At 74.7% G+C, this 26,154-nt stretch carries 21 protein-coding genes; 15 read left to right on the forward strand and 6 right to left on the reverse strand.

What is annotated here, in order from left to right:
• Nucleotides 1-318 precede the first annotated feature (318 nt).
• Nucleotides 319-1,110, forward strand: a complete 792-nt coding sequence (locus tag ACJ6WD_RS01205; RefSeq protein WP_233656549.1) for an alpha/beta fold hydrolase — start codon at nt 319-321, stop codon at nt 1,108-1,110.
• A gap of 49 nt (nt 1,111-1,159) precedes the next feature.
• Here ACJ6WD_RS01205 and ACJ6WD_RS01210 read toward each other — a convergent pair whose 3' ends face one another.
• A complete protein-coding gene (locus tag ACJ6WD_RS01210) occupies nt 1,160-3,247 on the reverse strand; it encodes a restriction endonuclease (RefSeq protein WP_233656548.1) in 2,088 nt (695 codons plus the stop codon).
• Between the two features lie 255 nt (nt 3,248-3,502).
• On the opposite strand from ACJ6WD_RS01210, the gene ACJ6WD_RS01215 reads away from it, so the two are divergent.
• From ACJ6WD_RS01215 to ACJ6WD_RS01235, 5 genes are all read left to right on the forward strand, one after another.
• Nucleotides 3,503-4,294, forward strand: coding sequence for a triose-phosphate isomerase family protein (locus ACJ6WD_RS01215; RefSeq protein WP_376446196.1), 792 nt, complete (start codon nt 3,503-3,505; stop codon nt 4,292-4,294).
• A 56-nt stretch (nt 4,295-4,350) separates the two neighbouring features.
• Nucleotides 4,351-4,812, forward strand: coding sequence for an RpiB/LacA/LacB family sugar-phosphate isomerase (locus tag ACJ6WD_RS01220; protein WP_037634123.1), 462 nt, complete (start codon nt 4,351-4,353; stop codon nt 4,810-4,812).
• A gap of 61 nt (nt 4,813-4,873) precedes the next feature.
• Entirely contained in the window at nt 4,874-5,887 is a 1,014-nt protein-coding gene (locus tag ACJ6WD_RS01225) for a zinc-dependent alcohol dehydrogenase family protein (protein WP_407614958.1), read from the forward strand.
• 190 nt (nt 5,888-6,077) lie between these two features.
• Complete coding sequence (locus ACJ6WD_RS01230; protein ID WP_267952231.1) at nt 6,078-6,200, forward strand: hypothetical protein; 123 nt, start codon at nt 6,078-6,080, stop codon at nt 6,198-6,200.
• A 461-nt stretch (nt 6,201-6,661) separates the two neighbouring features.
• Nucleotides 6,662-7,501, forward strand: a complete 840-nt coding sequence (locus tag ACJ6WD_RS01235) for a nitroreductase/quinone reductase family protein (protein ID WP_233656544.1) — start codon at nt 6,662-6,664, stop codon at nt 7,499-7,501.
• Nucleotides 7,502-7,522: 21 nt separating this feature from the next.
• On the opposite strand, the gene ACJ6WD_RS01240 is transcribed toward ACJ6WD_RS01235, so the two are convergent.
• Complete coding sequence (locus ACJ6WD_RS01240) at nt 7,523-9,085, reverse strand: AMP-binding protein (RefSeq protein WP_053164623.1); 1,563 nt, start codon at nt 9,083-9,085, stop codon at nt 7,523-7,525.
• 172 nt (nt 9,086-9,257) lie between these two features.
• On the opposite strand from ACJ6WD_RS01240, the gene ACJ6WD_RS01245 reads away from it, so the two are divergent.
• Complete coding sequence (locus tag ACJ6WD_RS01245; protein WP_407614959.1) at nt 9,258-9,833, forward strand: TIGR03086 family metal-binding protein; 576 nt, start codon at nt 9,258-9,260, stop codon at nt 9,831-9,833.
• Nucleotides 9,834-9,908: 75 nt separating this feature from the next.
• On the opposite strand, the gene ACJ6WD_RS01250 is transcribed toward ACJ6WD_RS01245, so the two are convergent.
• Entirely contained in the window at nt 9,909-10,079 is a 171-nt protein-coding gene (locus ACJ6WD_RS01250; protein WP_157846778.1) for a hypothetical protein, read from the reverse strand.
• A gap of 425 nt (nt 10,080-10,504) precedes the next feature.
• Between ACJ6WD_RS01250 and ACJ6WD_RS01255 the strand changes: the two genes are divergently transcribed.
• Nucleotides 10,505-11,929, forward strand: a complete 1,425-nt coding sequence (locus ACJ6WD_RS01255; protein WP_331246408.1) for a lipase maturation factor family protein — start codon at nt 10,505-10,507, stop codon at nt 11,927-11,929.
• On the opposite strand, the gene ACJ6WD_RS01260 is transcribed toward ACJ6WD_RS01255, so the two are convergent.
• Entirely contained in the window at nt 11,823-12,911 is a 1,089-nt protein-coding gene (locus tag ACJ6WD_RS01260; protein ID WP_233656541.1) for a tetratricopeptide repeat protein, read from the reverse strand. The genes ACJ6WD_RS01255 and ACJ6WD_RS01260 overlap by 107 nt on opposite strands.
• Nucleotides 12,912-13,165: 254 nt before the next feature.
• Here ACJ6WD_RS01260 and ACJ6WD_RS01265 point away from each other — a divergent pair, with 254 nt between their 5' ends.
• Together ACJ6WD_RS01265 and ACJ6WD_RS01270 are read left to right on the forward strand one after the other, a co-directional pair.
• Nucleotides 13,166-14,356: a lactonase family protein gene (locus ACJ6WD_RS01265; protein WP_233656540.1), complete on the forward strand. Its 1,191-nt coding sequence runs from the start codon at nt 13,166-13,168 to the stop codon at nt 14,354-14,356.
• A 90-nt stretch (nt 14,357-14,446) separates the two neighbouring features.
• Nucleotides 14,447-15,883: an amino acid permease gene (locus ACJ6WD_RS01270; RefSeq protein ID WP_407614960.1), complete on the forward strand. Its 1,437-nt coding sequence runs from the start codon at nt 14,447-14,449 to the stop codon at nt 15,881-15,883.
• 219 nt (nt 15,884-16,102) lie between these two features.
• Here ACJ6WD_RS01270 and ACJ6WD_RS01275 read toward each other — a convergent pair whose 3' ends face one another.
• Nucleotides 16,103-16,843 carry a transglycosylase family protein gene (locus ACJ6WD_RS01275; protein ID WP_376446017.1) on the reverse strand — a complete coding sequence of 247 codons (741 nt, stop codon included), beginning with the start codon at nt 16,841-16,843 and terminating at the stop codon, nt 16,103-16,105.
• A 691-nt stretch (nt 16,844-17,534) separates the two neighbouring features.
• The gene (locus tag ACJ6WD_RS01280) at nt 17,535-18,284 is read right to left on the reverse strand and encodes a PaaX family transcriptional regulator C-terminal domain-containing protein (protein ID WP_407614961.1); all 750 of its coding nucleotides are present in this window, start codon (nt 18,282-18,284) and stop codon (nt 17,535-17,537) included.
• A 128-nt stretch (nt 18,285-18,412) separates the two neighbouring features.
• Between ACJ6WD_RS01280 and ACJ6WD_RS01285 the strand changes: the two genes are divergently transcribed.
• The 5 genes from ACJ6WD_RS01285 to ACJ6WD_RS01305 all read left to right on the forward strand — a co-directional run bounded on the left by ACJ6WD_RS01285 (nt 18,413) and on the right by ACJ6WD_RS01305 (nt 26,133).
• Nucleotides 18,413-20,062 (forward strand): acyl-CoA dehydrogenase family protein, encoded by a 1,650-nt coding sequence (locus ACJ6WD_RS01285; RefSeq protein WP_407614962.1) that lies wholly within the window; start codon nt 18,413-18,415, stop codon nt 20,060-20,062.
• Nucleotides 20,062-20,847, forward strand: coding sequence for a crotonase/enoyl-CoA hydratase family protein (locus ACJ6WD_RS01290; RefSeq protein ID WP_233656535.1), 786 nt, complete (start codon nt 20,062-20,064; stop codon nt 20,845-20,847). Before ACJ6WD_RS01285 ends, ACJ6WD_RS01290 begins: the two co-directional genes overlap by 1 nt.
• Before the next feature lie 71 nt (nt 20,848-20,918).
• A complete protein-coding gene (locus ACJ6WD_RS01295) occupies nt 20,919-22,148 on the forward strand; it encodes a metallophosphoesterase (RefSeq protein ID WP_233656534.1) in 1,230 nt (409 codons plus the stop codon).
• A gap of 142 nt (nt 22,149-22,290) precedes the next feature.
• On the forward strand, nt 22,291-24,438 hold the full coding sequence (locus tag ACJ6WD_RS01300) for a SpoIIE family protein phosphatase (protein ID WP_233656533.1): 2,148 nt from the start codon (nt 22,291-22,293) through the stop codon (nt 24,436-24,438).
• A gap of 129 nt (nt 24,439-24,567) precedes the next feature.
• Entirely contained in the window at nt 24,568-26,133 is a 1,566-nt protein-coding gene (locus ACJ6WD_RS01305; protein WP_407614963.1) for a caspase, EACC1-associated type, read from the forward strand.
• The last annotated feature ends 21 nt before the right edge of the window (nt 26,134-26,154 follow it).

The following is a 26,154-nucleotide window of genomic DNA, read 5'->3' on the forward strand; positions in this document are numbered from 1 at the left end:
TGACCGCACGGCGGGGTGTCCGGCGCTGTCCCTCGGACGGCCCCGGTACCGGAGGCGCACAGACCGCACAGACCGCACGCCCGAGCGTCACAGGCCCGAGCACCGGCGCCCGGGACCCGCCTCCCCGGAGGGCCACGACCCGCGGGGCCCGGCGGCCGACGGGCCCCGCCCCGCCCCGGTACCGGCGGGCTCCCGACGCCGTCGCGCGCACAACTCATCTCCTTCGGGCAGGCGTTGTCCGCCGATCCCTCGCAACACGCCCCCTCCCCCGGCCGGTTGGCGGGCCGAAGCGCCCCGCCGCCCCTAGGGTGGCCCGGTATGAATGAGGAACCGCTTCACGTGACGGTGTGGGACGAGGCACTGCCCGGCGCTCCACGGGCGCTGCTGGTGCACGGCACGATGAGCTGGGGAACGGACTGCTTCGCGGCGCAGCGGCCGCTGGCCGAGGCGTTCCGGCTGGAACTGGTGGACCGGCGCGGCTTCGGCGACAGCCCCGACGTCGAGCGCAGCGACTACGCGCTGGACGCCGAGGACCTCGGCCGGCTGCTCGGCGGCGGGGCTCACCTGGTGGGGCACTCGTACGGCGCGGCGGCCGCGATGCTGGCCGCCGCGGCCCGACCGGAGGCCGTCCAGTCGCTCACCCTGATCGAGCCGTCGCCGCTGCGCACCGCCGCCGCGCACCCCGTGGTGCGGGCGGCGGTGGAGCGGATCCGGGCCGCGTACGCGAGCGCCGAGGGGACCGGGGAGGTGAGCCCGCAGGAGTACCTGCGGCAGTCCACCGAGGCGTACGGGATGCGGCTGCCGGAGTTCACGCCCCGCGTCCTGCGGGCGGTGCGCACCGCGATGCGGGAACGGCCCGTCTGGGACGCGCAGATCCCGCTGGCGCCGCTGGCCCGGGCCCGGATGCCGAAGACCGTCGTCAACGGGACGTGGGAGACCGCGCACGCCGCGTACCGGGAGTTCGTGGGGGACGCGCTGGCCGCCTGCGGGGAGTACCTCGCCGAGATGATCGGCGCCCGCCACGTGCAGGTGCCGGGCACCGACCACATGCCGCACCAGGACCGGCCGGACGTCGTCAACGAGGTCCTGACCCGGCTGTGGCAGGGCTGACCGGGCGGTGGGGCCGGGCCCCGGTCGGCCCGGGGCGCTGCCACCGCCGTCAGGCCACCTCGATCCCGAAGTCGCCGATCAGCTCGGCCAGCCCCCCGGGGTAGCCCCTGCCCCCCAGGACGAAGTGCCAGTCGTCGCCGCCGCGCCGGCGGAACGAGCCGAGCACCAGCGCCCGCTCGCCGGGCCGCCCGTCGGAGACCGGCAGCCGGTCCCGCTCGCTCCCGGCGGCGTCCAGCAGGCGGATCCGGGCGTCGGTGAAGCCGCCGAGATCGGCGTCCGGGTCGCTCTCCGGGTCGACCGCGGCGACCAGGACCAGTCGGTCCGCGGCCGGCGGCAGGTCCGCGAACCGCACCCGCAGCGCCGCCCGGTCCTCCGTCACACCGGCCAGCATCCGCACCGAACCGTCGGGCGTGGCGGGGTTGTTGAAGAAGACGAAGTGGTCGTCGTCGAGCACGGCGGTGCCCTTGCAGACCAGGGCGCAGACGTCGAGGGCGGCCGCACCGGACCAGTTCACGGCGAGGGTGGTGTGGTCCGGCGCCGGGTCGGCGGGCTCCGGGGCGTCGGGGCGGCCGTCGCCGGGACCGAGGCGGCCGCGCAGCCCGTACCGGCCGAGCAGGTCGACGAGTTCCGGGCCGGCGATGAGGGTGAGCGGCTTGCCCTGGGCGAAGCGGTGGGCGCCCGGCCCGAACTGGGACGTCGTCACCAGCACGCCCTTGTTGGCGCCTTCGGACTGGACGGTGCCGTACAGGTCGCGGACCGCGGTCGGCGGGACGGTGTTGCGGTAGCGCTTGACCTGCACGACGATCTTGCCGCCGCGGATCGGGTCGGGGTCCAGGGCGTCCACGTCGATGCCGCCGTCGCCGGACCGTTCGGTGGTGACCGCCCCCATCCCCATCGCGCGGAACAGCTCGGCGATCAACTGCTCGAAGGCGAGCGGGTCCATCTCGTGCAGGTCCGGATCGCCGTGGGTGCCGTGCGAGACCACCGCACCGCCGGCGATGTCGTCCGGCCGCCGCCCGGGACGGATCGGGGCGCGCTGGTCGGGGCGGGCGGAGAGTTGGCCGCGGAGCCCGTCGGTGAGGCAGTCGAGGGCGCTGACCTGGGACAGGTGGTAGGACTCGACGGCGCTGCGGGGTGCCTGGACGGTGGCGAGGAAGAGCGTGGCGGGGCGTCCGGTGACCGGGTCCACGTCGTCGACGAAGCCGTTGAGCACCACCGAGTCCAGGGCGCCGTAGGTGTCGGCGGCGAACAGGTCGCGCAGGACCAGCAGCACGCTCTGGGCGAGCACGTCGCGGTAGAGCGCCCGGCACTGGGCCGTCGGGCGGGCGGTCTCCCGCTCCTCGTCGGCGGTCGGCAGGTAGCGGACGGCCTTTACGGCGGGGACCACGTCGTAGCCGGGCAGTTCCCAGTCCAGGACGAGCTGGCGGGCGGCGGTGTCGTAGCCGGCGCTGAGTTGGCGGGGGAAGCCCTCGGGCCAGGAGGTGCCGGAGTACAGGGCGGCGGAGAAGTACTCGACGACGGCGTCCGCGGCACCGGCGCGCAGGCCGGCGAGCAGTTCCCGGACGCCGGCGTTGTGCCGGCGGATGCCGTCCAGGGCGCCGGCCGCCCACTGGTCGTACTGCTGGCGGTAGGCGGCCAGTTGGGCCTGGCGCCGGGACTCGGCGGACTGGGCCGCGTACCAGTCCTGTTCGTAGCGGGCGCGGGCCTCCTGCTGGTCGCGGTCGCGGCGGGCGCCGGACCGCAGGCCGCCGGTGGGCACCTGGTAGCGGGCCGGGTCGGGCATGACCACCGGGGTGGCCAACGCGCCGGGGGCGAACGGTTCGATGCGTTCGGGGCGCAGCAGGGCGGCGGCGCTGAAGGCGGGGGCCCGGCAGCCGGCGGCGAGCAGGTCGGTGAGGGCGGTGACCCGGGCGTCGAGTTCCTCGGTGCGGCGGCGGGCGTCGGCCTCGCGCTGCCGGCGGTAGGCCGTCTGCCGCTCGCGGTGCATCCGGGCCATGGCGCGTTCGGCGGCGCGGGCCTGTCGCTCCTGTTCCCGCTGCTGCTGCACTTGCGCGCGGTGGGCGACCTCCGCCCGGCGCTGCTGCTGGCGCTGCGCCTCGGCCCACATGCCGAGTAATCCCTGCGAACGGCGGCTCATCTCGCGGTTCGTCCTCCCCCCGGGGCGGCGCCCCCGGAACCCGTGGCGGCGGCGTCCGCGCCGGTCTGCCCTGGTCTGTCGTGGTGAGGCGACTTTAGCGGGGTGCGGGCGGCGGCGATCAGGGGGTGACCGGCCCTGGCCGGTGCCCGGGCGGCGGCTGGCGTGCGTTCCCCGGAAGCGCGCAAAAATCACAGACATCTCGTGAAGTTCACGTCTTGAATTGAGAACTTCACATGTGATTCTGTTGGATGCATCATGAGCGACGTGATTCCTGAGAACGCGACGGGCACCGCGGTCCACGCGGCACCCCGCCCACTGGTCGGCGTCTCGCTGAAGCTGTACTTCGGCCTGGCCGAGACCCGGGCCTGGCTCGCCGAGGTCGCCGCCCTCGGCGAGGTGCTGGCCGACCTGCCGCGCCCCGTCGACCTCTTCGTGCTGCCGTCCTTCCCGGCACTGGCGGACGCCCGGGAACTGCTGACCGGCACCGGCGTCGGCTACGGCGCCCAGGACGTGCACTGGGCCGACCGGGGCGCGTGGACCGGCGAGGTCTCGGCCGGGATGCTCGCCGAGACCGGCGCCCGCTACGTCGAGGTCGGCCACGCGGAGCGCCGCCGCCACTTCGGGGAGACCGACCAGATCGTGGCCGCCAAGACCCGGGCCGCCACCGCGGCCGGCCTGATCCCGGTGATCTGTGCGGGCGAGCGGCACGCGGCGGACCCGGCGGCGGCCGCCGAGGAGACGCTGGCCCAGGTCCGGGCCGCCCTGGCCGGTGCCGCCCCGGGCAGCGAGGTGATCGTCGCCTACGAACCGGTCTGGGCGATCGGAGCCGGCGCACCGGCACCCGCCCGGCACGTCCGCGCGGTCGCCACGGCGCTGCGGGGCGCGTTGCGGGCACACGACGTGCGCGGTCGGCTGATCTACGGCGGGACCGCGGGCCCCGGCACCTACCGCGAGCTGGCCGGTGCCGTCGACGGGCTGTTCCTGGGCCGGCTCGCCCACGACACCGCGGGCCTGCGGGCGGTCCTCGACGAGATCGCCCGCGGCTGACCCCGCGTCCCACCCCGCCTCAGGAACCCACAGTGGAGCCCGAATTGGAGCCCGACATGTCCCGTACGTACCCGATCGCGATCGGCGCCGACGACGCCGGCACCGCCATGAAGGACACCATGGCCGCGTACCTCACCGCGCACGGCCACTCGGTCACCGACCTGAGCGCCGACGCCACCGAGGACTACCCCGACGTCGCCGAGCGCGTCGCGCGGAGCGTGGCCCGCGGCGAGCACGAGCGCGCGGTGCTGATCTGCGGCACCGGCATCGGCATGGCGATCGCCGCCAACAAGGTCCCCGGCATCCGTGCCGCGCAGATCCCCGACAGCTACAGCGCCGAACGGGCCCGCAAGTCCAACGACGCGCAGATCGCCTGCTTCGGCAGCCGCACCATGGGCGTCGAGGCGGCGCTGGTCTGCCTGCGGCACTGGCTGGACTCCGACTTCGCCGGTGGCCGCTCGGCCCCCAAGGTGGAGAAGATCAAGCAGGTCGAATCGCGCAACCTGCGCGCGGCCTGAGTCCGACGCCCGCGCTCCCCCGCTCCCCCACCCTCCTCCCTCCCGAAAGGCGGCCACGGCCATGCGCGCAGTAGTCATCGAGGAACCGCACCGGCTCGACGTCACCACCGTCCCGGACCCGACGCCCCGCCCCGGCGAGGTCGTCGTCAAGGTCGCGGCGGCGGGGCTGTGCGGGACCGACGTGCACATGCTGGCGGGCGAGTTCGGGCCGACCCGCTATCCGGTGATCCCCGGGCACGAGTTCGCCGGTGAGGTGGTCGCGGTCGGCGCGGACGTCACGGAGTTCGCCCAGGGCGACGCCGTGGCGGCCGATCCGGCGATCTACTGCGGCGCGTGTCACTTCTGCGCCATCGGCCGCGGCAACCTCTGCGAGCGCTGGGGCACCATCGGCATCACCCAGGACGGCGCCTGCGCTGAGTACGTCGCGGTGCCGGTCCGCAACTGCTACCGACTGCCGGAGGGCGTGTCGCTGGCGCACGCGCCGCTGATCGAACCGCTGTCGACGATCGTGCGCGGCTTCGACCTCGTGGCCCCCAAGCTCGGCGACAACTTCCTCATCTACGGCGCCGGCACCATGGGCCTGCTCTACCTCCAGGTCGCCCAGCGCTCCGGCGCCGCCTCGGTCTCGGTCGTGGACGTCAACGAGGACCGGCTCGCGGTGGCCCGCAAGCTCGGCGCCGACGCCGTCGCCACCCACGCCGACGCGCTGGCCGACGCGCACCCGCGCGGCTGGGAGGTGGTCACCGACTGCACCGGCAACATCCGCGCCATCGAGGACGGCCTGACCCGGCCGGCCCGCGGCGGCACCTTCCAGCAGTTCGGCTGCGCGCCCGACCAGGAGAGCGCGCGGTTCTCGCCGTTCCGGATCTACAACGACGAGATCCGGATCGTCGGCAGCATGGCGATCCTGCACAGCTACGGCCGCGCGGTGGAACTGCTCGGCAAGGGCGTCATCGACGCCGAGACCATGATCACGCACCGGTTCGGGCTGGACGGGTACGCCACCGCCCTGGAGACCTTCCGGCAGGGCACCGGCCGCAAGCTCCAGATCGTCCCGAACGGCCCGGCGGACTGACGGCCCCGGCGTCCGCCCGTTCCGCCGCGCGCACGGCGGAACGGGCGGACGGACCGGCCGACCGGCGCCGACCGGCCGCCCAGTGCGGCCAGTTCGATGCCGGCCAGGAGCAACACCCCACCTCGAAGTCGGCGGTGGAGTCGCGCATGACCGGCCGGCCCGACGCCGGCCGGTCACCGACGCTCTGGACGTGGCCCAGGAAGCCGTCGGGGTGGACGGCGGTGGCCACCATCACCGCCCCGGCACCGGCGACCACCGGGAGGTAGCGGCCCGCGGGACGACGCCGGTGCGGACCGCGGCGGCGCGGGCGTAGGTGCAGAGCGCGGTGCCGCTGCTCTCCGGGCCCGGCGGGTGGCCGGCGTACCGGTCGTCGGCATGCCGGGCGGGGCAGCCAACTCCCGCCGGCAGAAGGGGCGGAGGGCGGTGGGGCCGAGCGGTGCGGGCGGCTCGGGAATTGCCTTCGCACGTGCGTGCCCGTACGGTTGGCGGCGTGACTACCGGGTCGGCCATGGGCCATGAGCGAGTGAGGCACCCGGTCACTTCGTGACCGTGCGGCGGGTGCGAGACCCGCCCGCCCCCGATTGCCTCTCCCCCGCGCGCACGGCGCGCCATTTCCTTCACTGCGCGAGAACGCTCCGCGCAGCCTTCTGTGCACCGCACCACGCCTGCCGCCGCGCCGCGCCCTGCCGCGCCGCGCCGCCGCCGTCGCGTGGGCGCTTCCCCCTGCCCTGGCGCCCCTGCGCCGGGCACCTCGTTCCTGGAGACGGACCCTTCATGCCCCATGACTTCAACCAGCAGGTCATCGACGAGTTCCGGGCCAACGCCGGCCGGGTCGGCGGCCCCTTCGAGGGCGGTCGGCTGATCCTGCTGACCACCACCGGTGCCCGGAGCGGCACCCGGCACACCACCCCGGTCGGGTACCTCCCCGACGGCGAACGGATCCTCGTGATCGCGTCGGCCGGCGGCGCACCGCACCACCCGGACTGGTTCCACAACCTCCGCGCCCACCCCCGCGTCACCGTCGAGACCGGGGTCTTCACCTACGAGGCGGCGGCCGAGGTGCTGGCCGGTGAGGAACGCGACCGGGTCTTCGCCCGCGCCGTGGACGCCGACCCGGGCTGGGCCGACTACCAGGCGAAGACCCGACGCACCATCCCGGTGGTGGCCCTGACGTCGGTCGAGGCCGGTCCGCCGCGCTTCGCCGGCGCGACGCCGGGGCAGACGATCGCCCTCGTCCACGACGCCTTCCGCCGCGAAATCGCCACCCTCCGCAAGGAGTTCGCCGCCTCGGGCAGCGTGCTCGGCGCCCAACTGCGGATCAACTGCCTGACCCTGTGCCAGGGGTTGCACAACCACCACACCGGCGAGGACCGCGGGATGTTCCCCGCGCTCCGCCGGCACCGGCCGGACCTCGCCCCGGTGCTGGACCGGCTGGACGAGGAGCACCGGGCCCTCGCGGCGCTCCTGGACGCACTGCAACGGGTGCTGGCCGAGCCGTCCGCGGCCCCGGGCGACGTCCGCGCCGAGGTCGAGCGCCTCACGGACGAACTGGAGGCCCATCTCACGTACGAGGAGGAGCAGTTGGTCCCGGTGCTCGACGCGATGGCGGGCTGAGCGCGGGCGGCGGCCGCCGGGTCATATCCGGCGGCCGTGCCCCTCCCAGTAGGGGTCCCGCAGCTGCCGCTTGAAGAGTTTGCCGGACTCGTCGCGCGGCAGCAGTTCCTCGAACACCACCGCCCGGGGCACCTTGTACGCGGCGAGCCGCTCGGCGACGTGCGCCCGGACCTCCGCGGCGGTCAGCAGCACCCCGGCCTCGGTCTCCAGGTGCGCGGCGAGGGCCTCGCCGAACTCCTCGTCGGGAATGCCGAACACCGCCGCGTCCCGCACCCCGTCCAGCGCGAGCAGGCACCCCTCGATCTCCGCCGGGTAGATGTTGACGCCGCCGGAGATGACCAGGTCGTTGCGGCGGTCGCTGAGGTAGAGGAAGCCGTCCTCGTCGAGGTGGCCGATGTCGCCGATGCTGACGTGCCCGGGCCGGCCGGGCGCCTCCATGGCGGCCCGCCGGTCCGGGTCGCCGAGGTAGCTGAAGCGGGGCCAGTTCTCGGCGGGCCGGACGTAGATCTCGCCGGTGGCGCCGGGCGGCAGCGGCTCCCCGTCGGGTCCGAGGACGAGGACCTCGCAGGTGCCCTGGGCGCGGCCGACGGTTCCGGGGTGGGCGAGCCACTCCGCGCTGTCGCACCAGGTCACCGCGCCGGTCTCGCTGCCGCCGTAGTACTCGCGCAGCACCGGTCCCAGCCAGTCGATCATGGCGTGTTTGATGTGCGGCGGGCAGGGCGCGGCGGCGTGCACCACCGAGGTGAGGGAGGACAGGTCGTAGCGCTCCCGGACCTCCTTGGGCAGCCGCAGCAGCCGGACGAACATGGTGGGCACCACCTGGGCCTGCTCGATGCGGTGCCGTTCCACCAGCCGCAGGAACTCCTCCGCGTCGAACCGCGGCATCAGCGTGACGTCCAGGCCGGCGGCGAGCGCGAGGACCGCGTGCTGGCTGGGCGAGGCGTGGTAGAGCGGGGCCGGGATCAGGGTCCGGCCGCCGGGGGCGACCGCGAAGTACTCCAGGAAGCTCGCGACCGCTTCGGCGAGCCGTTCCGGGCCGACCGGTTCCCGCAGGACGCCCTTGGGGCGGCCGGTCGTTCCGGAGCTGTAGATGACGGTGGGCGGTCGGGCCGCGACGGGCCGGGCCAGCGGCGCCCGCCCGGCCAGCCAGTCGTCGAGGACGGGGTGCCGGCCGGTGACGGGCGGGGCGGTGGTCCCGCAGGCGGCCGCCACACCGGGCGGCACCGCGACCTCGACGACCCGCACCCCGTCGGGCAGGACCGCGCCCACCGCGTCGAGCAGGTCGGTGTGGGCGAAGACCACCGCACTGCCGCTGTCGGCCAGCACGTGGCGCAGGTCGTCCGCGCGGAAGTGCCAGTTGACGGGGACGGCGCAAGCGCCGAGCTGGGCGGCGGCGGTGGTGATCTCCAGGTGGGCGGGCTCGTTGCGGAGGACCACGGCGACCCGGTCGCCGGGCCCGACTCCCAGCTCCGCCAGGCCCGTTGCGATCCGTGCGGCGCGGTCGAAGAACTCCGGGTAGCCGCGTTCGTGGCCCGCGCAGCGGATGGCGGGGGCGCGGGCGGCGGACGGTGCGACGGTTTCCATGGTGCCTCCAGCAGGGAGCGGCCAGGACCGGCGCACACCGGTCCGGCCCATTGAACAGCCACCCGCCGGGTGCCCACCAGAGCGCAGCGCGCCATCCCCGCGCGGCCGGCGCGGTGCTCCGATCGCCCCGCACCGGGCGCCGTCGCCGGTGGCCGCTCCTATCCTCGGGACCATGGCCAACAATGACGTCCTGCGCGCCCACGACGAGGCGTTGACGCTGTTCGGCGCCCGCGTCCACGCCGTCCGGGACGACCAGTGGGAGGCGCCCACCCCGTGCACCCAGTGGTCGGTGTTCGACCTGGTCAACCACCTCACGGCGGAGCAGCTGTGGGTGCCGCGCCTGGTGCGGGACGGGGCGACCATCGCCGAGGTGGACGGGGACTTCGACGGGGACCAGCTCGGCGAGGACCCGGTCGGCGCGTGGGACCGGGCCTCGGCCGCGGCCCGGTCGGCGTTCGCCGCGCCGGGGGCCCTGCACCGTTCGGTCCACTTGTCCTACGGCACCACGCCGGCGGACGCGTACTGCACCCAACTGACCGCCGACGCCGTGGTGCACGCCTGGGACCTGTCCCGGGCGATCGGTGCCGACGAGCGGGTGCCGGCGCACCTGGTGACCGCGGCGCTGCGCGAGGTCGAGCCGTACGCGGAGGCCCTGGCGGGGTCGGGGTTCTTCGCCGCGCCGGTGGAACCCCCGGCGGACGCGGACGACCTGACCCGGCTGCTCTGCCTGCTCGGCCGTCGGCCCTGATCGGCGGAGTTCCGGTGACGCCCGCCGGCCCCGCCCCCCGGTGGGGACGGGGCCGGCGGGCCGTCCCCGGCGGGGTCAGTCGATGCCGCGGACGATGTGCGTTTCGACGGGATCCTCCTCGCAGCCGGCCAGGCGCACCGGAGCGCAGCGGTCCCAGGCTTCGAGGTTGCGGACTTCCTTGATACGCCCGGGGCGCTCGCCCTGCTTCAGACGGGGCTGCTTGTGTTGAGCCTTGTGCACTGCCACCACGCACTCCTTCATCGAGGTATTGGTTCCGACGCGGTGGCGCCTTGCTTCACAGACCGGGAGGTCGGCCAGGGTGTGTGGCGTTCCCGCGACGGGCCAATGGTGTTGGCGTCTCCCAGGAGGGTCGTCCGTCGCCTTCCAGAATATCGACGCCACGGGGGTGCCGCTCGACTTTTTGCGGCGATAACGGCAGGTCTCGGGGACACGGGCCGGCCGCCCGGCGCCAGGGCCCACGCCGGGGCGCACGAACACGCATCGTCATTCACCCGAACGGCCGTCAACCCCTCTTCCGCGCCGCGTTCGCGGGACACCGGTTGCCGGGCGCCACCCCTTCCGTAGGGTGGAAAGGTCGTCCCGATCCCCGCCGGGTGCCCGTCCGCGCGCCGCGTCCCCGCGGCGGCGGCCGCGGTGCTACCCATGGGCGGGTGGAATGGTTCTCGGATCCGGGCTCATGGCTGGGGCGGCTGGTCTTCCAGCGGCTGCTCGCGGTGCTCTACCTGGTCGCGTTCCTCGCCGCGGCGCGCCAGTTCCGGGCGCTCCTGGGGGCCCGCGGCATGCTGCCGATCCCGGCGTTCACCGCGCGGGTGCCGTTCCGGCTGTCCCCCTCGGTCTTCCAGCTGCACTACTCGGACCGCTTCTTCGCGCTCTGGTCCGGCGGCGGGGCGGCGCTGGCGGCGGCGGTCGCGGCGGGGGCGGCGGACGCGGTGCCGCTGTGGGCGGCGATGGTGCTGTGGGCCGTGCTGTGGGCGATGTACCTGTCGATCGTCAACGTCGGGCAGACCTGGTACGGGTTCGGTTGGGAGACGCTGCTGCTGGAGGCGGGGGCGCTGGCGGTGTTCCTCGGCAACGCCGACACCGCTCCCCCGGTGCTGGTCATGTGGCTGCTGCGCTGGCTGCTCTTCCGGGTGGAGTTCGGCGCCGGGCTGATCAAGATGCGCGGGGACCGCTGCTGGCGCGATCTGACCTGCCTCTACTACCACCACGAGACCCAGCCGATGCCGGGCCCGCTCAGCTGGTTCTTCCACCACCTGCCGAAACCGCTGCACCGGGTCGAGACGGCCGCCAACCACGTCGCCCAACTCGTCCTGCCGGTACTGCTGTTCACGCCGCAACCGGTGGCCGGATGGGCGGCCCTGGGGATGGCCGCCACCCAGCTGTGGCTGGTGCTGTCCGGCAACTTCGCCTGGTTGAACTGGGTCACCATCGCGCTGGCCCTGTCCGCCGCCGCCCCGCTGTGGGCCGGCCCCCCGCCGGCACCGGGTGCGCCGCCGGTGTGGTTCGTGGTGGTGGTGACCGCGGCCGCCGTCGGCGTGCTCGCGCTCAGCTACCGCCCGGCCCGCAACCTGCTGTCCCGGGGCCAGCTGATGAACACCTCGTACGAGCCGCTGCACCTGGTCAACTCCTACGGCGCCTTCGGCAGCATCACCCGGGTGCGCCGGGAGATCGTCGTCGAGGGCACCGCGGACACCGTGTCCGGGCCCGAAACGACGTGGCACGCCTACGAGTTCCATGGCAAGCCCGGCGAACCGGGGCGCCTGCCACGTCAGTTCGCCCCCTACCACCTGCGGCTCGACTGGTTGATGTGGTTCGCGGCGCTCTCGCCGGCCTACGCCCGTTCCTGGTTCGTCCCGTTCGCGGCGCGACTGCTGGAGAACGACCGGGACACCCTGCGGCTGCTGCGCCACAACCCCTTCCCCGACCTGCCGCCCGCCCGGGTGCGGGCCCGGGTCTTCCGCTACCGCTTCACGACCTGGCGGGAACTGCGGGAGACCGGCGAGTGGTGGCACCGGAGCGCTGAGCGGGAGTTCCTGCCGCCGGTGTCGCGGTCAACTCTGTCCGGAAGGCGATGACCATCTCGCGGGCGTGACGCAGCCCGATCCGCTTGAAGTCGCTTTCCAGGACGTCGAGTTCGGCGAGGGTGCCGGCGGGTGCGCGGCCCAGTCGGGCGCGGGACTTGGCCAGGCCCAGCCGGGAGAGCGCCTCGCCACGCGGCTCCTGCATCGCGCGGAACTCGTCCAGGGCGAGGGTGTAGGTGTCGCGGGCCTCGGCGTAGCGGCCGGCGCGGTAGAGGACGTTGCCGCGCATCTTGTGGTTGTAGGCGAGCGCACCGGCCAGGTCCATGGTGCGGCAGATGGCCTCCGCCTCGGACAGCAGGGTCAGCGCCCGGTCCGGCTCGCCGCGGACGGAGAGCACGTCGGCCACCCCGCGCAACGACCAGGCCCGGCCGCGGAAGTCGTCCGCGGCGGCGGCGATCCGGGCGGACTCCTCGAAGAGTTCCAGCGCCTTGCGGTGGTCGCCGGTGTTGCGGTGCATCTGGGCTATGCCGGACATCGCCCAGACCATGTGCCGGGCCTCGCCGTGCGCCCGGGCCTGTTCCAGGAGCTGTTCGTGCAGTTCGGCGACGGCGGCGTAGTCGCCCTGGATGCGGCCGGTCTCGGCGAGGCCGGCCAGGGAGTAGCCGTGCGCCAGGCGGTCGCCGCCGGTCTGCGCCAGCGCCACCGCGTGGGTGAGCAGCCGCCGGGCCAGCGCCAGGGTGCCGCACTGGCGGGCGAGGGTGCCGCCGCTCCACAGGGCCCAGGCCATGGCGGCCGGATCGCCGGCGGTCCGGCCGCCGCGGTAGGCGGCGCGCCAGGCGGTGCCCGCCGCGTCCACCCGCCCCAGTCTCCGGTTGGCCTCGGCGACGGCCAGCTGGGCTCTGGAGCGGTCCAGCGCGGTGTCCGCTGCGGCGAGTGTCCGGTGGGCGGTGGCCAGTACCTCCTCGTAGGAGGAGTTCACGCTCAGCGCCGAGCCCAGTTCACCCTGGTACTCCGGGGCGAATGCCTTGCCGTACATCAATCCGTGGCCTTTCGATCATGCGTTTGCCTGTCCACGAACGTACGGAAGGCGGGGGGTGCGGCGAATCCGTCCGCGTATGGGTTGTCGCGTACGACTGGAGTGCTACGCGTGGGGGTGGGGGTCATCACCGGGATGTACGTGGTTCTCGGGGTCGGGGGTAGGGATCTTCCCTGACGCGTCGTCACATGCGGGGCCCTTGCGGGGTGGTGCGGGGCGGGCCACCCTGGCGGGCACGACACCGGAGGTGTGGCATGGAGGAGACGGTCGGAGCGCGCGCCGGCGTCGGCCGGCGGCGTTTCGTCGGGGCGCTCGGGGCACTCGGGGCGGGCGCGTGGGGTGCGGTCGGGCCCGTGGCCGGGCCGGGCCGGGACCGCGCGTGGGCCCGGTCGGGCCCGCGGCGGCTGCACCCGCTGTTCCTGGGGACGTACACCTCGCAGCCGGGCGGCGGCAGCGGCATCGGACTGGCCGGCTACGACCCCGACACCGGCGCGCTGACCGCCACGGGCGTGATCCCGGGCGTCGCCGATCCGTCGTACCTGGCGCTGGCGCCGGACGGCCGCACGCTCTACGCGGTCGACGAGCAGGAGGCCGGCGCGGTGACCGCGGTCGCCCTGCCGGGGGACGGCCGCGCACCGGTGGTGCTGGGCAGTCGGCCCACCGGCGGGGCCGGGCCGTGCCACCTGTCGGTGCACCCCGGCGGGCGGTGGCTGCTGAGCGCCAACTACCTGTCGGGGAGCGTGGCCGTGCACCCGATCGACGCCGGCAGCGGTGCGCTGGGCCCGCGCACCGACCTGGTCGTGCACGACGTGCCGCCGCCCGGCCCCGGGCAGAGCGGACCGCACGCGCACCAGGTCGTCACCGCGCCGGACGGCCGGTACGTGCTGGCCGTGGACCTCGGCAACGACACCGTCTACACCTACCGGCTCGACCCGCGGGCCGGGAAGCTCGCGCAGGTGGCGGCCGCGGCGCTGCGGCCCGGCGCCGGTCCGCGCCACCTGACCTTCCACCCGTCGGGGCGGTACGCCTATCTGGCGAACGAGGTCGACAACACGGTGGTGGTGTGCGGGTACGACCCGGGCAGCGGTCGGGTGGTGCCCGGGGAGCCGCAGTCCACCGGGACCGGCCCGGGCGTCAGCTACCCGGCGCAGATCCTGGTGACCCGGGACGGCCGGTTCGCCTTCCTCGCCAACCGCGGTCACAACAGCCTGACCCGGTACGCCGTGACGGCGGGCGGGGGCCGGCTGCGGCTGCTGGACACGGTGCCGGTGGGCGGCGACTTCCCCCGGCAGATCGCGTTCTCGCCGGACCAGCGGTGGTTGTTCGCCGCGAACCAGAAGTCGGGGTCGGTGACGGTGTTCGCGGTGGACGACCGGACCGGGGCGCTGGTCCGGGTCGGCGAGCCGTTCGCGGCGCCGGTGGCGGTCTGCGCACTGCCGCGCTGACCCGGGACCCCGGCGGGGGCTCCGCACCACCGGCACGCCGAAACACTGCGGCAACAGGCCCGCAGGATTGGCGCGTTAGCGTCGCGCCCCATGAGTACGGGATCCACAGCATCCGGCGCCGGCACCGCCTCCGACGCCCTGGCACGGCCTCCGGAGCCGACCGCCCCGAGCGCGGACGCCGCCGGCGCCGGGCTCCGGCAGGGGCTCAAACGCCGGCACATGCAGCTGATCGCGCTGGGCGGGGTCATCGGGGCCGGGTTGTTCGTCGGCAGCGGGGTGGTGGTCCGGTCCACGGGGCCGGCCGCGGTGGTGTCCTTCCTGGCGGCCGGCGGCCTGACCGTGCTGATCATGCGGATGCTCGCCGAGATGACGGTGGCCCGCCCGGCGCTGGGCTCCTTCTACGCGCACGTCCGGGAGACCCTCGGCCACCGGGCCGGGTTCGCCGTGGGCTGGCTGTACTGGTACTTCTTCGTGATCGTGGTCGCGGTGGAGGCGGTGGCCGGCGGCCGGATCATCCGGCTGTGGCTGCCCGGCGCCCCGCTGTGGGCGGTCAGCCTGGTGCTGATGGCGCTGCTGACGGCGACGAACATGGTGTCGGCGCGCTCCTACGGCGAGTTCGAGTACTGGTTCTCCTCGATCAAGGTCGTGGCGATCGTGGTGTTCCTCTTCCTCGGCGCGCTCTACGTGTGCGGACTGTGGCCCGACTCGACCGGCGGGCTGGCGCTGCTCACCGCGCACGGCGGCTTCGCCCCGGCGGGCGTCGGCGCGGTACTGGCCGCCGTGGTGCCCTGCGTGGGCTTCTTCACCGGTGCCGAGATCGTCACCATCGCCGCCGCCGAATCCGTCGAGCCGGAGCGGGCGGTGGCCGACGCGATCCGGTCGATCGTGCTGCGGGTGGTGGCGTTCTACGTGCTGTCGATCTTCCTGGTGGTCGCGGTGGTGCCGTGGACGTCGAAGGCGATCGAGGTCAGCCCGTACGCGGCGGTGCTGGACCGGTTGGCGGTGCCGGCGGCCGGCACGGTGATGAACGCGATCGTGTTGGTCGCGGTGCTCTCCTGCTTGAATTCCGCGCTCTACACCTCGTCCCGGATGCTCTTCGCGCTCACCCGGAACGGCGATGCGCCGCGCGGCTTCACCAAGCTCAGTGCGAGCGGGGTGCCGCGGCGGGCGCTGCTGGCCGGCACCTCGGTCGGATATCTGTCGGTGGTCGCGGCGTGGATCTCGCCCGATGTCGTCTTCACGTTCCTCATCAACTCCTATGGCGCCATTGCCCTGTTCGTCTATCTGGCGATCGCGGTGGCGCAGTTGCGGATGCGGCGCGCACTGGAACGTGACGATCCGGCGCGGCTGACCCTGCGGATGTGGGGTTTCCCGTGGCTCAGCCGGTTGACCGTGGCGCTGATGGCGCTGGTGATCGGGGCGATGGCGGTGCTGCCGGACAGCCGGGCGCAGTTCTGGCTGAGCCTGCTCACGCTGGGTGTCGTCCTGGCCGCCTACGAAATCCGGCGGCGGGTCCGGCGCCCCTAGATCCACAGGTGGACAGGCCGTCCGCGGCGCCGCGGACGGCCTGCCTCCCGCTCGGACATCGACTCCCGGAATCCCCCCAGCATTCCCCCCGAAATCCCCCCGGAAATTCCGTTCACAGAACCGCTGGACGATCCGTGACGCCCTTCCGATTTCGTTCTTCGAGTTCGTCGCGCTTACCCGTTCGAGGAATTACCGAGACGGCTCGTCAGCCGCCGCGGATCACCTCGTACCGGTCGCGTGAACCTGAAGTCGGGTGCCCGGGTAGATGAGGTTCGGATCGCCACCGATGACCTGTCGGTTCTGCCGGTAGATTTCCCGCCAGGGTTTTCCGTGTACGTTGGCGATGCCGCTCAGGGTGTCCCCCGCATTGACCACCACGGTGCCCCCGGAAGGACGATGCCGCTCCTTCTTGTAGGGCTTTTCCTGGTGGGTGGGGTACCGGCCGTGGGTGCGCTTGGGCCCGGCCTTCTCGGGGGCCGGCAGGGTGTGCGCACCGCCGCCGCGGGGAACGCCGCTCAGCCCCAGCGAGGCCGAGCAGGCGGGCCAGGCGCCCCAGCCCTGGCGGGCGAGTACGCGTTCGGCGACCTGGATCTGCTGGGTGCGAGAGGCCCGGGAGGCGCGCTGCGCGTAGCTCCCGCCGCCGTAGGACCGCCAGGTCGAGTGGCCGAACTGGAGCCCTCCGGAGAAGCCGTTGCCGGTGTCGATCCGCCAGTTGCCGCCGCTTTCGCACTGGGCCAGGCGGTCCCAGGTGCCGCTGCTGACGGCTTCGGCCGGCTCTTCGGACACCGCGCCCAGCGCGCCGGCGGCCAGCAGGACGGCGGCCGCGGTGACGCCCCGGGCCCCCCGGCCGCGCAGTGCCTCGCCGCGGACGGCCCGGTCCGCCGGCTGGCGCTCTTCCGCCGCCCGGCAGTCCTGCGGTTCCGGCGATTCGTGCGTTTCCGGTACCTGCTGAGTTTCCATGTGCGTGCTCCCGTCGCTTGTTGCTGTGCGTACTGGTGTGTCGCTCACTTTCGAATGCCGGAGATTCCGGTATTTCGGTGGGCGCGCAGAGATGTCAGCGTTTTCGGCGAGTTTTGGGAATCTGGATCGTCGGTTGGTTTTCTCCGGGCCGGTCGAATTCGACGAGGAAGAGACAACCACGGGCCGCGTCGCCACCGGGAGAGCGCGCGGTAGCGCTTTCGGCGGCCGGTCTGCCCCCTCGCCGCCGGAAGGGGGACGAAATCCTCCGCATGGCGCGGGGACCCGACGGGTAGGGGCGCACCCCGCGTGCCCCGGGTGCCCGGTCGGACGGCGATCGCCCCCGCGTTCGACTCCGCGGGGTCACGCCCAGTGCGTCCGCCGGCCTCGGGGCATGCGCGCGGCGGGGGCCGCACACACCGCGCACGGCCGGCGGGACGGTGCTCCGACCCGGGTTTCGCCGGAAGGCGGCAGGTCGTGCGGCCCGCGGCGGCCGGGCGCGCGGACCGGGCCGGCCCGGCGCACCGGCCCGGCCCGGGGTGGCCCGCCCCGTGCGCCCCCGGCCGTGCCGGTGTGCTCCGCATCCCCGCGCGTCACCGCGCCGCCCGTGCGCCCCTCCGCCCGGCCGACCCGCCGTCCGCGGGGGGCGGGGAGCGCCGCACCCGTGAGGTGGCACGTGCGCGGGGCAAGCGCACTACCCGTCGGCGGGGGCGAGGAAGTGCGTCAGGTGGCCCCGGAATTCGGCCTCGAAGGCGTCGTAGCGGGAGCGGAGCGCGGCACCCGGCCAGGTCTCCGGCAGCAGGGCTTCCGGTAGCAGCGGGTCGGTGAGGAGGTGGCGCAGGACGGCCGCCGCGACGGTGAAGCGCTCGGCGGGCGTCGCGGCGCGGTCCAGTGCGGCCAGCAGGTCCCGGGCGTGCGCCGCCCAGCCGGCCAGGTCCCACAGGCCCCGAGCCAGCGCGGCCGGGTCGCCGTCGGGGGCGCCGGTGAACCAGGTGCACTGCGCGGTGGTCACCGCCGGGCGGGGCCGGTCGAGGTTGGCGGGGCGCAGCCAGCTGCCCTCGCGCAGCTCGCCGAGCCGGAGCCCGGCCATCGCCTGGCGCAGCGCGGTGCGTTCGGCGGGCGGGCGGCTGCCGTCCGCGGTGACCACGGCGATCTCCCACGCACCGTGCCACGGGCGGGTCCGCGGCGTCCGGCTCTCGTCCTGTCGGGCCTGGCGGGCGAGCAGCCGCGCGGTCAGTGCGTAGCCGCCGTCCTGTTGTCGCAGGTCACCGGCGGCGACCATCCGGGAGAGCGCGACCCGGACGGTGCCCTCGGCGATGCCGAAGAGCTCACCGGCCCGCACCAGCGCACGCACCGGCAGCCGGGGCGGGTGGTGGCCGAGGAGGGTGCTCAGCACGACGGAACGCGCGGTCAGCGGGCGGAGGGCGAGCGGGGCGTCGTTCATGGGTCCGGGAAGTCTAAGTCGTACCCGCGAGGCGGCTGGGGCGGGAGGTGGCTGGGGCGGTGGTGGTCCGGCGCCACGCCCGGTCTTACGGTCTTCCGTCGGTCGTAGGAAATCTGTAACGTCGGACCATGACCGTCACCCATGAAGTAACCAACCAGGCCCCACCGCTGACGGGTTTCAGCGCCGCGGACGATCCGGCGCTCCTGGCGGCGCTGCGGCGGGACGGCGGCGCGTGGGGCGAGCCGGAGGTACTCGAACTGGGCGCGCTGGCCGGTTCCGCCGCGGTGCAGGACCAGGCCCGCTGGGCGGAGGAGCAGCCGCCCCGGCTGCACACCCACGACCGGTACGGCCACCGGGTGGACGAGGTGGAGTTCCACCCGGCCTGGCACCAGCTCATGGCCACCGCCGTGGAGCACGGCCTGCACGCCGCGCCGTGGACCGACGCCCGGCCGGGGGCGCACCTGGTGCGCGCCGCCAAGTTCTACGTCTGGTCGCAGGCCGAGCCGGGCCACGGCTGCCCGGTCTCGATGACCTACGCCGCGGTGCCCGCCCTGCGCGCGGCGCCCGAACTCGCCGCGCAGTACGAGCCGTTGCTCGCCGCCCGTACCTACGACTTCGGCCTGCGCGCCCCGCTCACCAAGCACGGTCTGATCGCCGGCATGTCGATGACGGAGAAGCAGGGCGGCTCCGACGTCCGGGCGAACACCACCCGGGCGGTGCCGGCCGGGGACGGCAGCTACCGCCTCACCGGCCACAAGTGGTTCACCTCGGCCCCGATGAGCGACGTGTTCCTGGCCCTGGCGCAGACCGACGAGGGGCTGAGCTGCTTCCTGGTGCCGCGGGTGCTGCCGGACGGCACCCGCAACGGCATGCGGCTGATGCGGCTCAAGGACAAGCTCGGCAACCGCTCCAACGCCTCGTCCGAGATCGAGTACGAGGACGCCGTCGCCTGGCCGGTCGGCGAGCCGGGCCGCGGGGTGCGGACCATCGTCGAGATGGTGAACGTGACCCGGCTGGACTGCGTGCTGGGCTCGGCGGCCGGGATGCGGGCGGGGCTGCGGCAGGCGCTGCACCACACCGCCCACCGGCGGGCGTTCGGGCGGGAGTTGGACCGGCAGCCGCTGATGCGCTCGGTCCTGGCCGACCTGGCAGTCGAGTCGGAGGCGGCGACCGTGCTGGGGATGCGGTTGGCGGCCGCGGTGGACCGGTCGCAGGCCGGCGACGCCGGGGAGTCGGCGCTGCGCCGGCTGGCCCTGGCGGCCGGGAAGTACTGGGTGTGCAAACGGGGCAGTACGCACGCGGCGGAGGCCCTGGAGTGCCTGGGCGGCAACGGTTACGTCGAGGACTCGGGGATGCCCCGGCTGTACCGGGAGGCGCCGCTGCTGTCGATCTGGGAGGGCTCGGGCAACGTCGCCGCGCTCGACGTGCTGCGCGCCCTGACCCGCGAACCGGCCGCGCTGGACGCCTACTTCACCGAGGTCGAGGCCGCGGCCGGCGCCGACCGCCGGCTGGACGCGGCGGTGGCGGGCCTGCGCAAGATGCTCGCCGCACTCGGCGACCCGGGGCGGGCGCAGCTGATGGCCCGTTCGCTGGCCGAACGGCTGGCACTGGTCCTCCAGGGGTCGCTGCTGGTGCGGCACGGCACCCCGGCGGTGGCCGACGCGTTCTGCACCTCCCGGCTGGACGGCGAGTGGGGCCACGCCTTCGGCACCCTGCCGCCCGACGCCGACCTCGACGGGATCCTCGGCGGCGCCCGGACCTGCCGGGACGCCGGCTGATGCCGCAGGAGGACGACGGCGCGGTGCGGGTCGAGCGGGCCGGGCCGGTGACCACGGTGGTGCTGTCCCGGCCCGCCGCCCGCAACGCCGTGGACGGCTTGACTGCACGCCGACTCGCCGATGCCTTCCGCGCGTTCGACGCCGACGAGGAGGCGCGGGTGGCGGTGCTGTGGGGCGCGGGCGGCACGTTCTGCGCCGGTGCCGACCTCAAGGCGGTCGGCACCGCGCACGGCAACCGCGTCGCGCCGGACGGCGACGGGCCGATGGGCCCGACCCGGATGCGGCTCGGCAAACCGGTGATCGCGGCGGTCGCCGGGCACGCGGTGGCCGGCGGGCTGGAACTGGCCCTCTGGTGCGACCTGCGGGTGGCCGAGGAGGACGCGGTCCTCGGCGTGTTCTGCCGGCGGTGGGGCGTCCCGCTGATCGACGGCGGCACGGTCCGGCTGCCCCGGCTGATCGGCGCCGGCCGGGCCATGGACCTGGTGCTGACCGGGCGCCCGGTCCCGGCCGCGGAGGCCCTCGACATCGGGCTGGTCAACCGGGTGGTGCCCACCGGCACCGCCCGCACCGCGGCGGAGCGGCTGGCCGCGGAGCTGGCGCGGCTCCCGCAGGCGTGCCTGCGCAGCGACCGGGCGTCGCTGCTGGACCAGGAGGGCCGCGACGAGGAGAGCGCGATGGCCGCCGAACTCCGCCACGGACAGGCCGTGTTGGCCCAGGGCCTGGCGGGTGCGGCGCGGTTCGCGGCGGGCGCCGGTCGGCACGGGGCGGCGGACGACGCCCACTGATCGCCATACGTCCACGCGCGCTTCATCGTTCCGCCACCACCGGCCCGGCCCGCCGTGAGAGAAAACCAGCCATGTGCGATGACGAACTGATCCCGCCCCGGGCGGACTTGACGGAGCAGGAGTGGCTGCGCACCGGCCCTCAGGCACCCGCCGGCGGACCGTATCCGCGGACCACCGGCCGGGTCCCCGGATACGTGGGGCGCCGGGCGCTGCTGGGCACGGCGCTGGCCGGCGCGGCGCTGGCGGTGCTGCCCACCGGCGCCGGGACGGCCGCCGCCGCGCCCCGCTCCGGCGGTCCGGTCGATTCCCTCCCGTTCCCCGAACACCCCAACGGCAAGGGCGAGTTCGCCGTCCTGATCACCGGCGACGCGGGCACCGGCGACGACGCCCAGTACGCGGTGGCGGCCGCCGCCCGGGACGTCTGCCGGACCGAGGGCGTCGGACTGGCGGTCGGCCTGGGCGACAACCTCTACGAGAACGGCCCGGAGTCGGACCACGACGCGGAGTTCCAGGACAAGTTCGAAAAGCCCAACGCCGGCATCGACGTGCCGTGGCTGATGGTGCTGGGCAACCACGACTGCTCGGGGCTGATACCGGGCAGCGGCGGCGACCCGTCCCGCGGCGACCGGGAGGTGCTGTACGCCACCCGGTCGCGGCGCTGGTACATGCCCGCCCGCTACTACAGCGTGCCGCTGCCGGCCGCCCGCCCGCTGGTGGAGTTCTTCGTCCTCGACACCATCCCCTGGTCGTCCTACGTCGTGCAGCTCGACCCGTACTACCACTGGGACGGGCCGTACATGCGCGAACAGCGGGCCTGGCTGGACGGCGCGCTGCGGGCGTCCCGGGCCCGCTGGAAGGTCGTCCTGAGCCACCACCCGTACCTCAACAACGGCAAGCACGGCAGCGCCGGCGCCTACGACGGGTTCACCGTCGGCAACTACACCAGCGGCGTCCACCTCAAGGACCTCTACGAGCAGGTGGTCTGCGGGCGGACCGACCTGATCCTGTCCGGCCACGACCACACGCTCCAGGTGCTTCAACCGACGGCCCGGACCGGCGGCACCCGGCAGGTGGTGTGCGGGGCGTCGGCGAAGACCGGCGACGGCAAGGCGCACTTCGACCACCCGGCCGCCTGGCAGGACTTCGCCGCGCACGGCTTCATGGTCCTCAAGGCGTCCGCCGCCCGGCTGACCGTCGACGCCTACACCGTCGACGTGCCGACCCGGCGGGCCACGCTGGCGCACCGGACGCACAGCACCCGGCCGGTCGCCGCGGCGGCACGGACCGCGGCGACCGCCTAGCATCCGCCCCGGCGCGGCAGACGGCCCGACCGACCGCCCGGGCCGTCGCCCATACCCCGGCCGTGACGTGCGGCAACACCCCGCACCGCGGGTCACGGCCGCCGAGAATGCGGGGCCCGTGGGCCCCGCCTAAGGTGTTCGCATGGCCGAGCGGCCCCCCGACCCCTCCGCGGAGGGCTACGACCCCCGTGCCGACCGGGCCACGCCCCGCGTCGAGGAGGAGGCACCCGGGGTGTCCCACCACGAGCCGATCGGCCTGCGCGAGCGCCTGTCGCTGAACCGCATGGGCACCTTCGACTGGGACCTGGACAGCGGGTTCATGGACCTGGACCCCGGTGCCATGGAGGTCTTCGACCTGCGCCCCGGCGAGTACGACGGCGCGCCGATGTCCCTGATCTCCCGGGTGCCGCCGGAGGAGGGCCTGCGCCTGGACGCGGCGGTCTCGCAGGCCCTCCAGGACGGCACCTCCTCCTACGGCGCGTACTTCCGGATCCAGTGCCGGGACGGGACGCGGCGCTGGACGCACTCCCAGGGCCGGATCCTGCACGACGCCCGGGGCGTGGCGTACCGGATCATCGGCATCGTCCGGGAGGCGACCAGCGAACTCGCCGACTCCGCGCTGCTGCGCTCGCTCCAGCAGGAGCGGCAGCGGCAGACCGTGATGGTGCAGCAGACCACCGCGGCATTGGCCCGCGCCCTGTCGGTGAAGGACGTGACGCGGGTGCTGACCGGCGCCGGCGGCGCCCGCCGGTTCGGCGCGGACGCGCTGGTCCTCGGCCTGGTCACGAACGACCGGTTCGAGGTGATCGCCACCGCCGGGCTGGACGGCGAGGTGCCCGCCGACATGATGAACTCGTGGCTGGACGACACCCTGCCGCTGTCCGAGGCGGTGCGCTCCCGGCGGCCCAGCTTCCTGAGCACCCGCGGTGAGCTGATCGCCCGCTACCCGCGGCTGCGCCCGTACGTGGACGTGCTGCCGACCGGCAGCGCCGCCTTCCTGCCGCTGATCGCGCAGGACACCGTCCTCGGGGCGCTGGGGCTGTTCAACCACGAGCCGGCGGTGCAGTCGGCGGAGGCCAGGAACCTGGCGTTGGCGCTGGCCGGCGTGGTGGCGCAGTCCCTGCAACGGGCCACCCTCTTCGACCAGGAGCGGGAGTTCGCGACCGGTCTCCAGGCGGCGATGCTGCCGCGCCGGCTGCCGCCGATCGCCGGCGGCGAGGTCACCGTCCGCTACCACCCGGCGAGCGTCGGCCGGGACGTCGGCGGCGACTGGTACGACGTGATCCAGCTGCCGCAGGGCCGCACCGGCCTGGTGGTCGGCGACGTCCAGGGGCACGACACGCACGCCGCCGCGGTCATGGGGCAGCTGCGGATCGCGCTGCGCGCCTACGCCAGCGAGGGCCACCCGCCGGAGACGGTGCTGGTGCGGGCCTCCCGCTTCCTGGCGGAGCTGGAGACCGAGCGGTTCGCGACCTGCACCTACGTCCAGGCCGACCTGGAGTCCGGGGCGCTGCACCTGGCCCGGGCCGGCCATCTGGGCCCGCTGATCTGCAACAGTTCCCGGCACATCGACTGGCCGGAGGTCCGCGGCGGGCTGCCGTTGGGGCTGGCCACCGCCTTCGGGCAGGACCACTTCCCGGAGACCCAGCTGTTCCTGGAGCCGGGCTCGACGCTGCTGTTGTGCACCGACGGCCTGGTCGAGCAGCCCGGCCAGGACATCTCGGCCGGGATCGACGCGCTCTCCGCGGCGGTCCGCTCCGGGCCCGCCGCACTGGACGCGCTCGCCGACCGGCTCTCCAACCACCTGTGGGCCGAGCCCGGCTCGGACGACGACATGGCGCTCCTGCTGCTGCACCGGAGCGCGATCCCCGGGGAGGCCGCCACGCCCCGGCTGCGCCTGCACGTCCACCAGGCCGACCCGGCGGGCACCGCGGAGGTCCGCTCGGCGCTGCGCCGCACGCTCGACCAGTGGCGGGCGGGCGCCGTCACCCACGACGTGGAGGTGGCCGCCTCGGAACTCATCGCCAACGCGCTCACCCACACCGAGAGCGGCGCGCTGGTCGCGGTGGAGCTGCTGCCGGGTGCGCCGCGCCGGATCCGGCTGGAGGTCGAGGACCGGTCCAGCCAGTGGCCGCGGCGCCGGCGGCCCGGCGAGACGGCGACCTCCGGGCGGGGGCTGCTCCTGGTGGAGGCGTTGGCGGACCGGTGGGGCGCCGAGCCGCGGGGGTCCGGCAAGGCCCTGTGGTGCGAGTTCGTGGTGCCGGACGACCCGCCCGGAAGCGGAACCTGAACTCCCTTAATACCCACGGGAGATGCCCCGCGGCGCACGGTGCACGTCCGACCCGCCGAACCGGGTCCGCGCCCGGGGTGATCGTGCCAGGATGACGGGAACCGTTCGTCATGCAGGGGGAGGGCATCGATGAGTGGGAGAGCCGCCGGCCGGTGGTTCCCGTACGGGCCCGGCAGTCGCGCCGTACTGATCGGGACCGGTCGCTTCACCAGTGCGGACCTGCCGGACATCCCGTCGGTCCCGGGCAACCTCCGGGGGCTGTGGGCGGCCCTGACCCACCCGGTGCAGGGGCTGCTGGCCCCGGAGCACTGCCGGGTGGTGGCCGACCCCACCGACCAGTCCGCCGTCGGCGCGGCGCTGGCCTGGGCCGTGCGGGAGGCCGAGGAACTGCTCCTGGTCTACTACGCGGGGCACGGGATCCTCGACGACACCGGGCTGCTGCACCTGGGGCTGGTGCACACCGACCTCGACCAGGTGGGCTTCACCGCCGTCCCGATCGAGTTGGTGAAGCGGCACGTCGGCGAGGCCCGGGCGCGGGCCCGGGTGCTGGTCGTGGACTGCTGCTTCTCGGGCCGGGCGGTCTCCGCGATGGGCGAGCCGGCCGGCCTGGCCGTCGGCCAACTCGATCTGGCCGGCACCTACACCCTGACGTCCACCACGCGGACCGCGCCGGCCCACGCGCCCGCCGGGGAGACCTGCACCGCCTTCACCGGCGCGCTGCTGGACGCGCTGGCCGCCCCCGTTCCGCTCACCCTCGACGAGGTGCACGCGGAGGTCGACCGGGCGCTGCACGCCCGGGGGCTGCCGCGACCGCAGCGCCGGTCGGCCGGGGCGGCGGGGTCCCTGGTGCTGCTGCGGGGGCCGTCGGGGATGCCGGGTACGGCGGGCGCCGCCCGCACCGCGGGCCCGGTGCCGCCCCCGCCGCGCACCCCGCCCCCCGGCGGCCCACCGCCGTTCGACCTCGGCGCGCCCGTCCCGCAGCCGCGCTCCGCCCGCCGCCACCGTCCGGTGCTGGTGGCGGCGGCGGTCGGCGGGGTGGTGGCCCTGCTGCTGACGTCGCCGCTGGTCCGGGGGGTGTTCTCGGGTGACGACACAAGCGGCGGGCGGGCCGCTGACGGGCCCACGGCCGGCGGCCGAACCGCTTCCGGCGGGGCGGCCGGCGGCACTCCCGGCGGCACTCCCCCGCCGTCGGCCCGCACGCCCTCCCCGGAGGCCGGCGACCGCACGGCGCCGGCCAAGGTCGTCTTCCGCGACCGGCCGTTGATCTGGCGCGCGGCGAGTTGCCTGGGCAGCGTCTCCCAGGCACTGGACCTCGACACGCCCGCGGTCACCTCCGGCGTGATGGACCCGTCCAACGGCACCGAACTCCTCTACATCGGCTGCCAGAACGGCATGAACGGCGCCCAGGCGGTCATCACGGTCAACAGCCGCTACGGCAGCCCGATCCGGGCGGGCGTCGCCGACGCCGGTACCGACACCGCCGCGGCCTGCCGCACTGCCGCCGAGAGCAGCCCCCTGGGCACGTACACCAACGCCGGGAAGATCCCGGTCGGGACGGTGTGGTGCGTGGTGACCGGACGGAACCAGGTGGCGAAGGTGGCCTTCACCAAAGTGGACGCGGAGGACGGCAGCAGCGGCGCCAGCGCGGACAACCCGACCTTCCGGCTGTCCGTGACCCTGTGGGCGGCGCCCTGACCCGCCGGACGGACCGGCCCG

The sequence above is a fragment of the Streptomyces sp. VTCC 41912 genome (genome assembly GCF_045799175.1).
In the GTDB taxonomy this organism is placed as follows: domain Bacteria; phylum Actinomycetota; class Actinomycetes; order Streptomycetales; family Streptomycetaceae; genus Streptomyces; species Streptomyces albulus_C.

What these genes read in the sequence shown, in the direction of transcription:
- ACJ6WD_RS01205 (WP_233656549.1), top strand. Translation starts at nt 319, where the DNA reads ATGAATGAGGAACCGCTTCACGTGACGGTGTGGGACGAGGCACTGCCC.
- ACJ6WD_RS01210 (WP_233656548.1), bottom strand. Translation starts at nt 3,247, where the DNA reads ATGAGCCGCCGTTCGCAGGGATTACTCGGCATGTGGGCCGAGGCGCAG.
- ACJ6WD_RS01215 (WP_376446196.1), top strand. Translation starts at nt 3,503, where the DNA reads ATGAGCGACGTGATTCCTGAGAACGCGACGGGCACCGCGGTCCACGCG.
- ACJ6WD_RS01220 (WP_037634123.1), top strand. Translation starts at nt 4,351, where the DNA reads ATGTCCCGTACGTACCCGATCGCGATCGGCGCCGACGACGCCGGCACC.
- ACJ6WD_RS01225 (WP_407614958.1), top strand. Translation starts at nt 4,874, where the DNA reads ATGCGCGCAGTAGTCATCGAGGAACCGCACCGGCTCGACGTCACCACC.
- ACJ6WD_RS01235 (WP_233656544.1), top strand. Translation starts at nt 6,662, where the DNA reads ATGCCCCATGACTTCAACCAGCAGGTCATCGACGAGTTCCGGGCCAAC.
- ACJ6WD_RS01240 (WP_053164623.1), bottom strand. Translation starts at nt 9,085, where the DNA reads ATGGAAACCGTCGCACCGTCCGCCGCCCGCGCCCCCGCCATCCGCTGC.
- ACJ6WD_RS01245 (WP_407614959.1), top strand. Translation starts at nt 9,258, where the DNA reads ATGGCCAACAATGACGTCCTGCGCGCCCACGACGAGGCGTTGACGCTG.
- ACJ6WD_RS01260 (WP_233656541.1), bottom strand. Translation starts at nt 12,911, where the DNA reads ATGTACGGCAAGGCATTCGCCCCGGAGTACCAGGGTGAACTGGGCTCG.
- ACJ6WD_RS01265 (WP_233656540.1), top strand. Translation starts at nt 13,166, where the DNA reads ATGGAGGAGACGGTCGGAGCGCGCGCCGGCGTCGGCCGGCGGCGTTTC.
- ACJ6WD_RS01270 (WP_407614960.1), top strand. Translation starts at nt 14,447, where the DNA reads ATGAGTACGGGATCCACAGCATCCGGCGCCGGCACCGCCTCCGACGCC.
- ACJ6WD_RS01275 (WP_376446017.1), bottom strand. Translation starts at nt 16,843, where the DNA reads ATGGAAACTCAGCAGGTACCGGAAACGCACGAATCGCCGGAACCGCAG.
- ACJ6WD_RS01280 (WP_407614961.1), bottom strand. Translation starts at nt 18,284, where the DNA reads ATGAACGACGCCCCGCTCGCCCTCCGCCCGCTGACCGCGCGTTCCGTC.
- ACJ6WD_RS01285 (WP_407614962.1), top strand. Translation starts at nt 18,413, where the DNA reads ATGACCGTCACCCATGAAGTAACCAACCAGGCCCCACCGCTGACGGGT.
- ACJ6WD_RS01290 (WP_233656535.1), top strand. Translation starts at nt 20,062, where the DNA reads ATGCCGCAGGAGGACGACGGCGCGGTGCGGGTCGAGCGGGCCGGGCCG.
- ACJ6WD_RS01295 (WP_233656534.1), top strand. Translation starts at nt 20,919, where the DNA reads ATGTGCGATGACGAACTGATCCCGCCCCGGGCGGACTTGACGGAGCAG.
- ACJ6WD_RS01300 (WP_233656533.1), top strand. Translation starts at nt 22,291, where the DNA reads ATGGCCGAGCGGCCCCCCGACCCCTCCGCGGAGGGCTACGACCCCCGT.
- ACJ6WD_RS01305 (WP_407614963.1), top strand. Translation starts at nt 24,568, where the DNA reads ATGAGTGGGAGAGCCGCCGGCCGGTGGTTCCCGTACGGGCCCGGCAGT.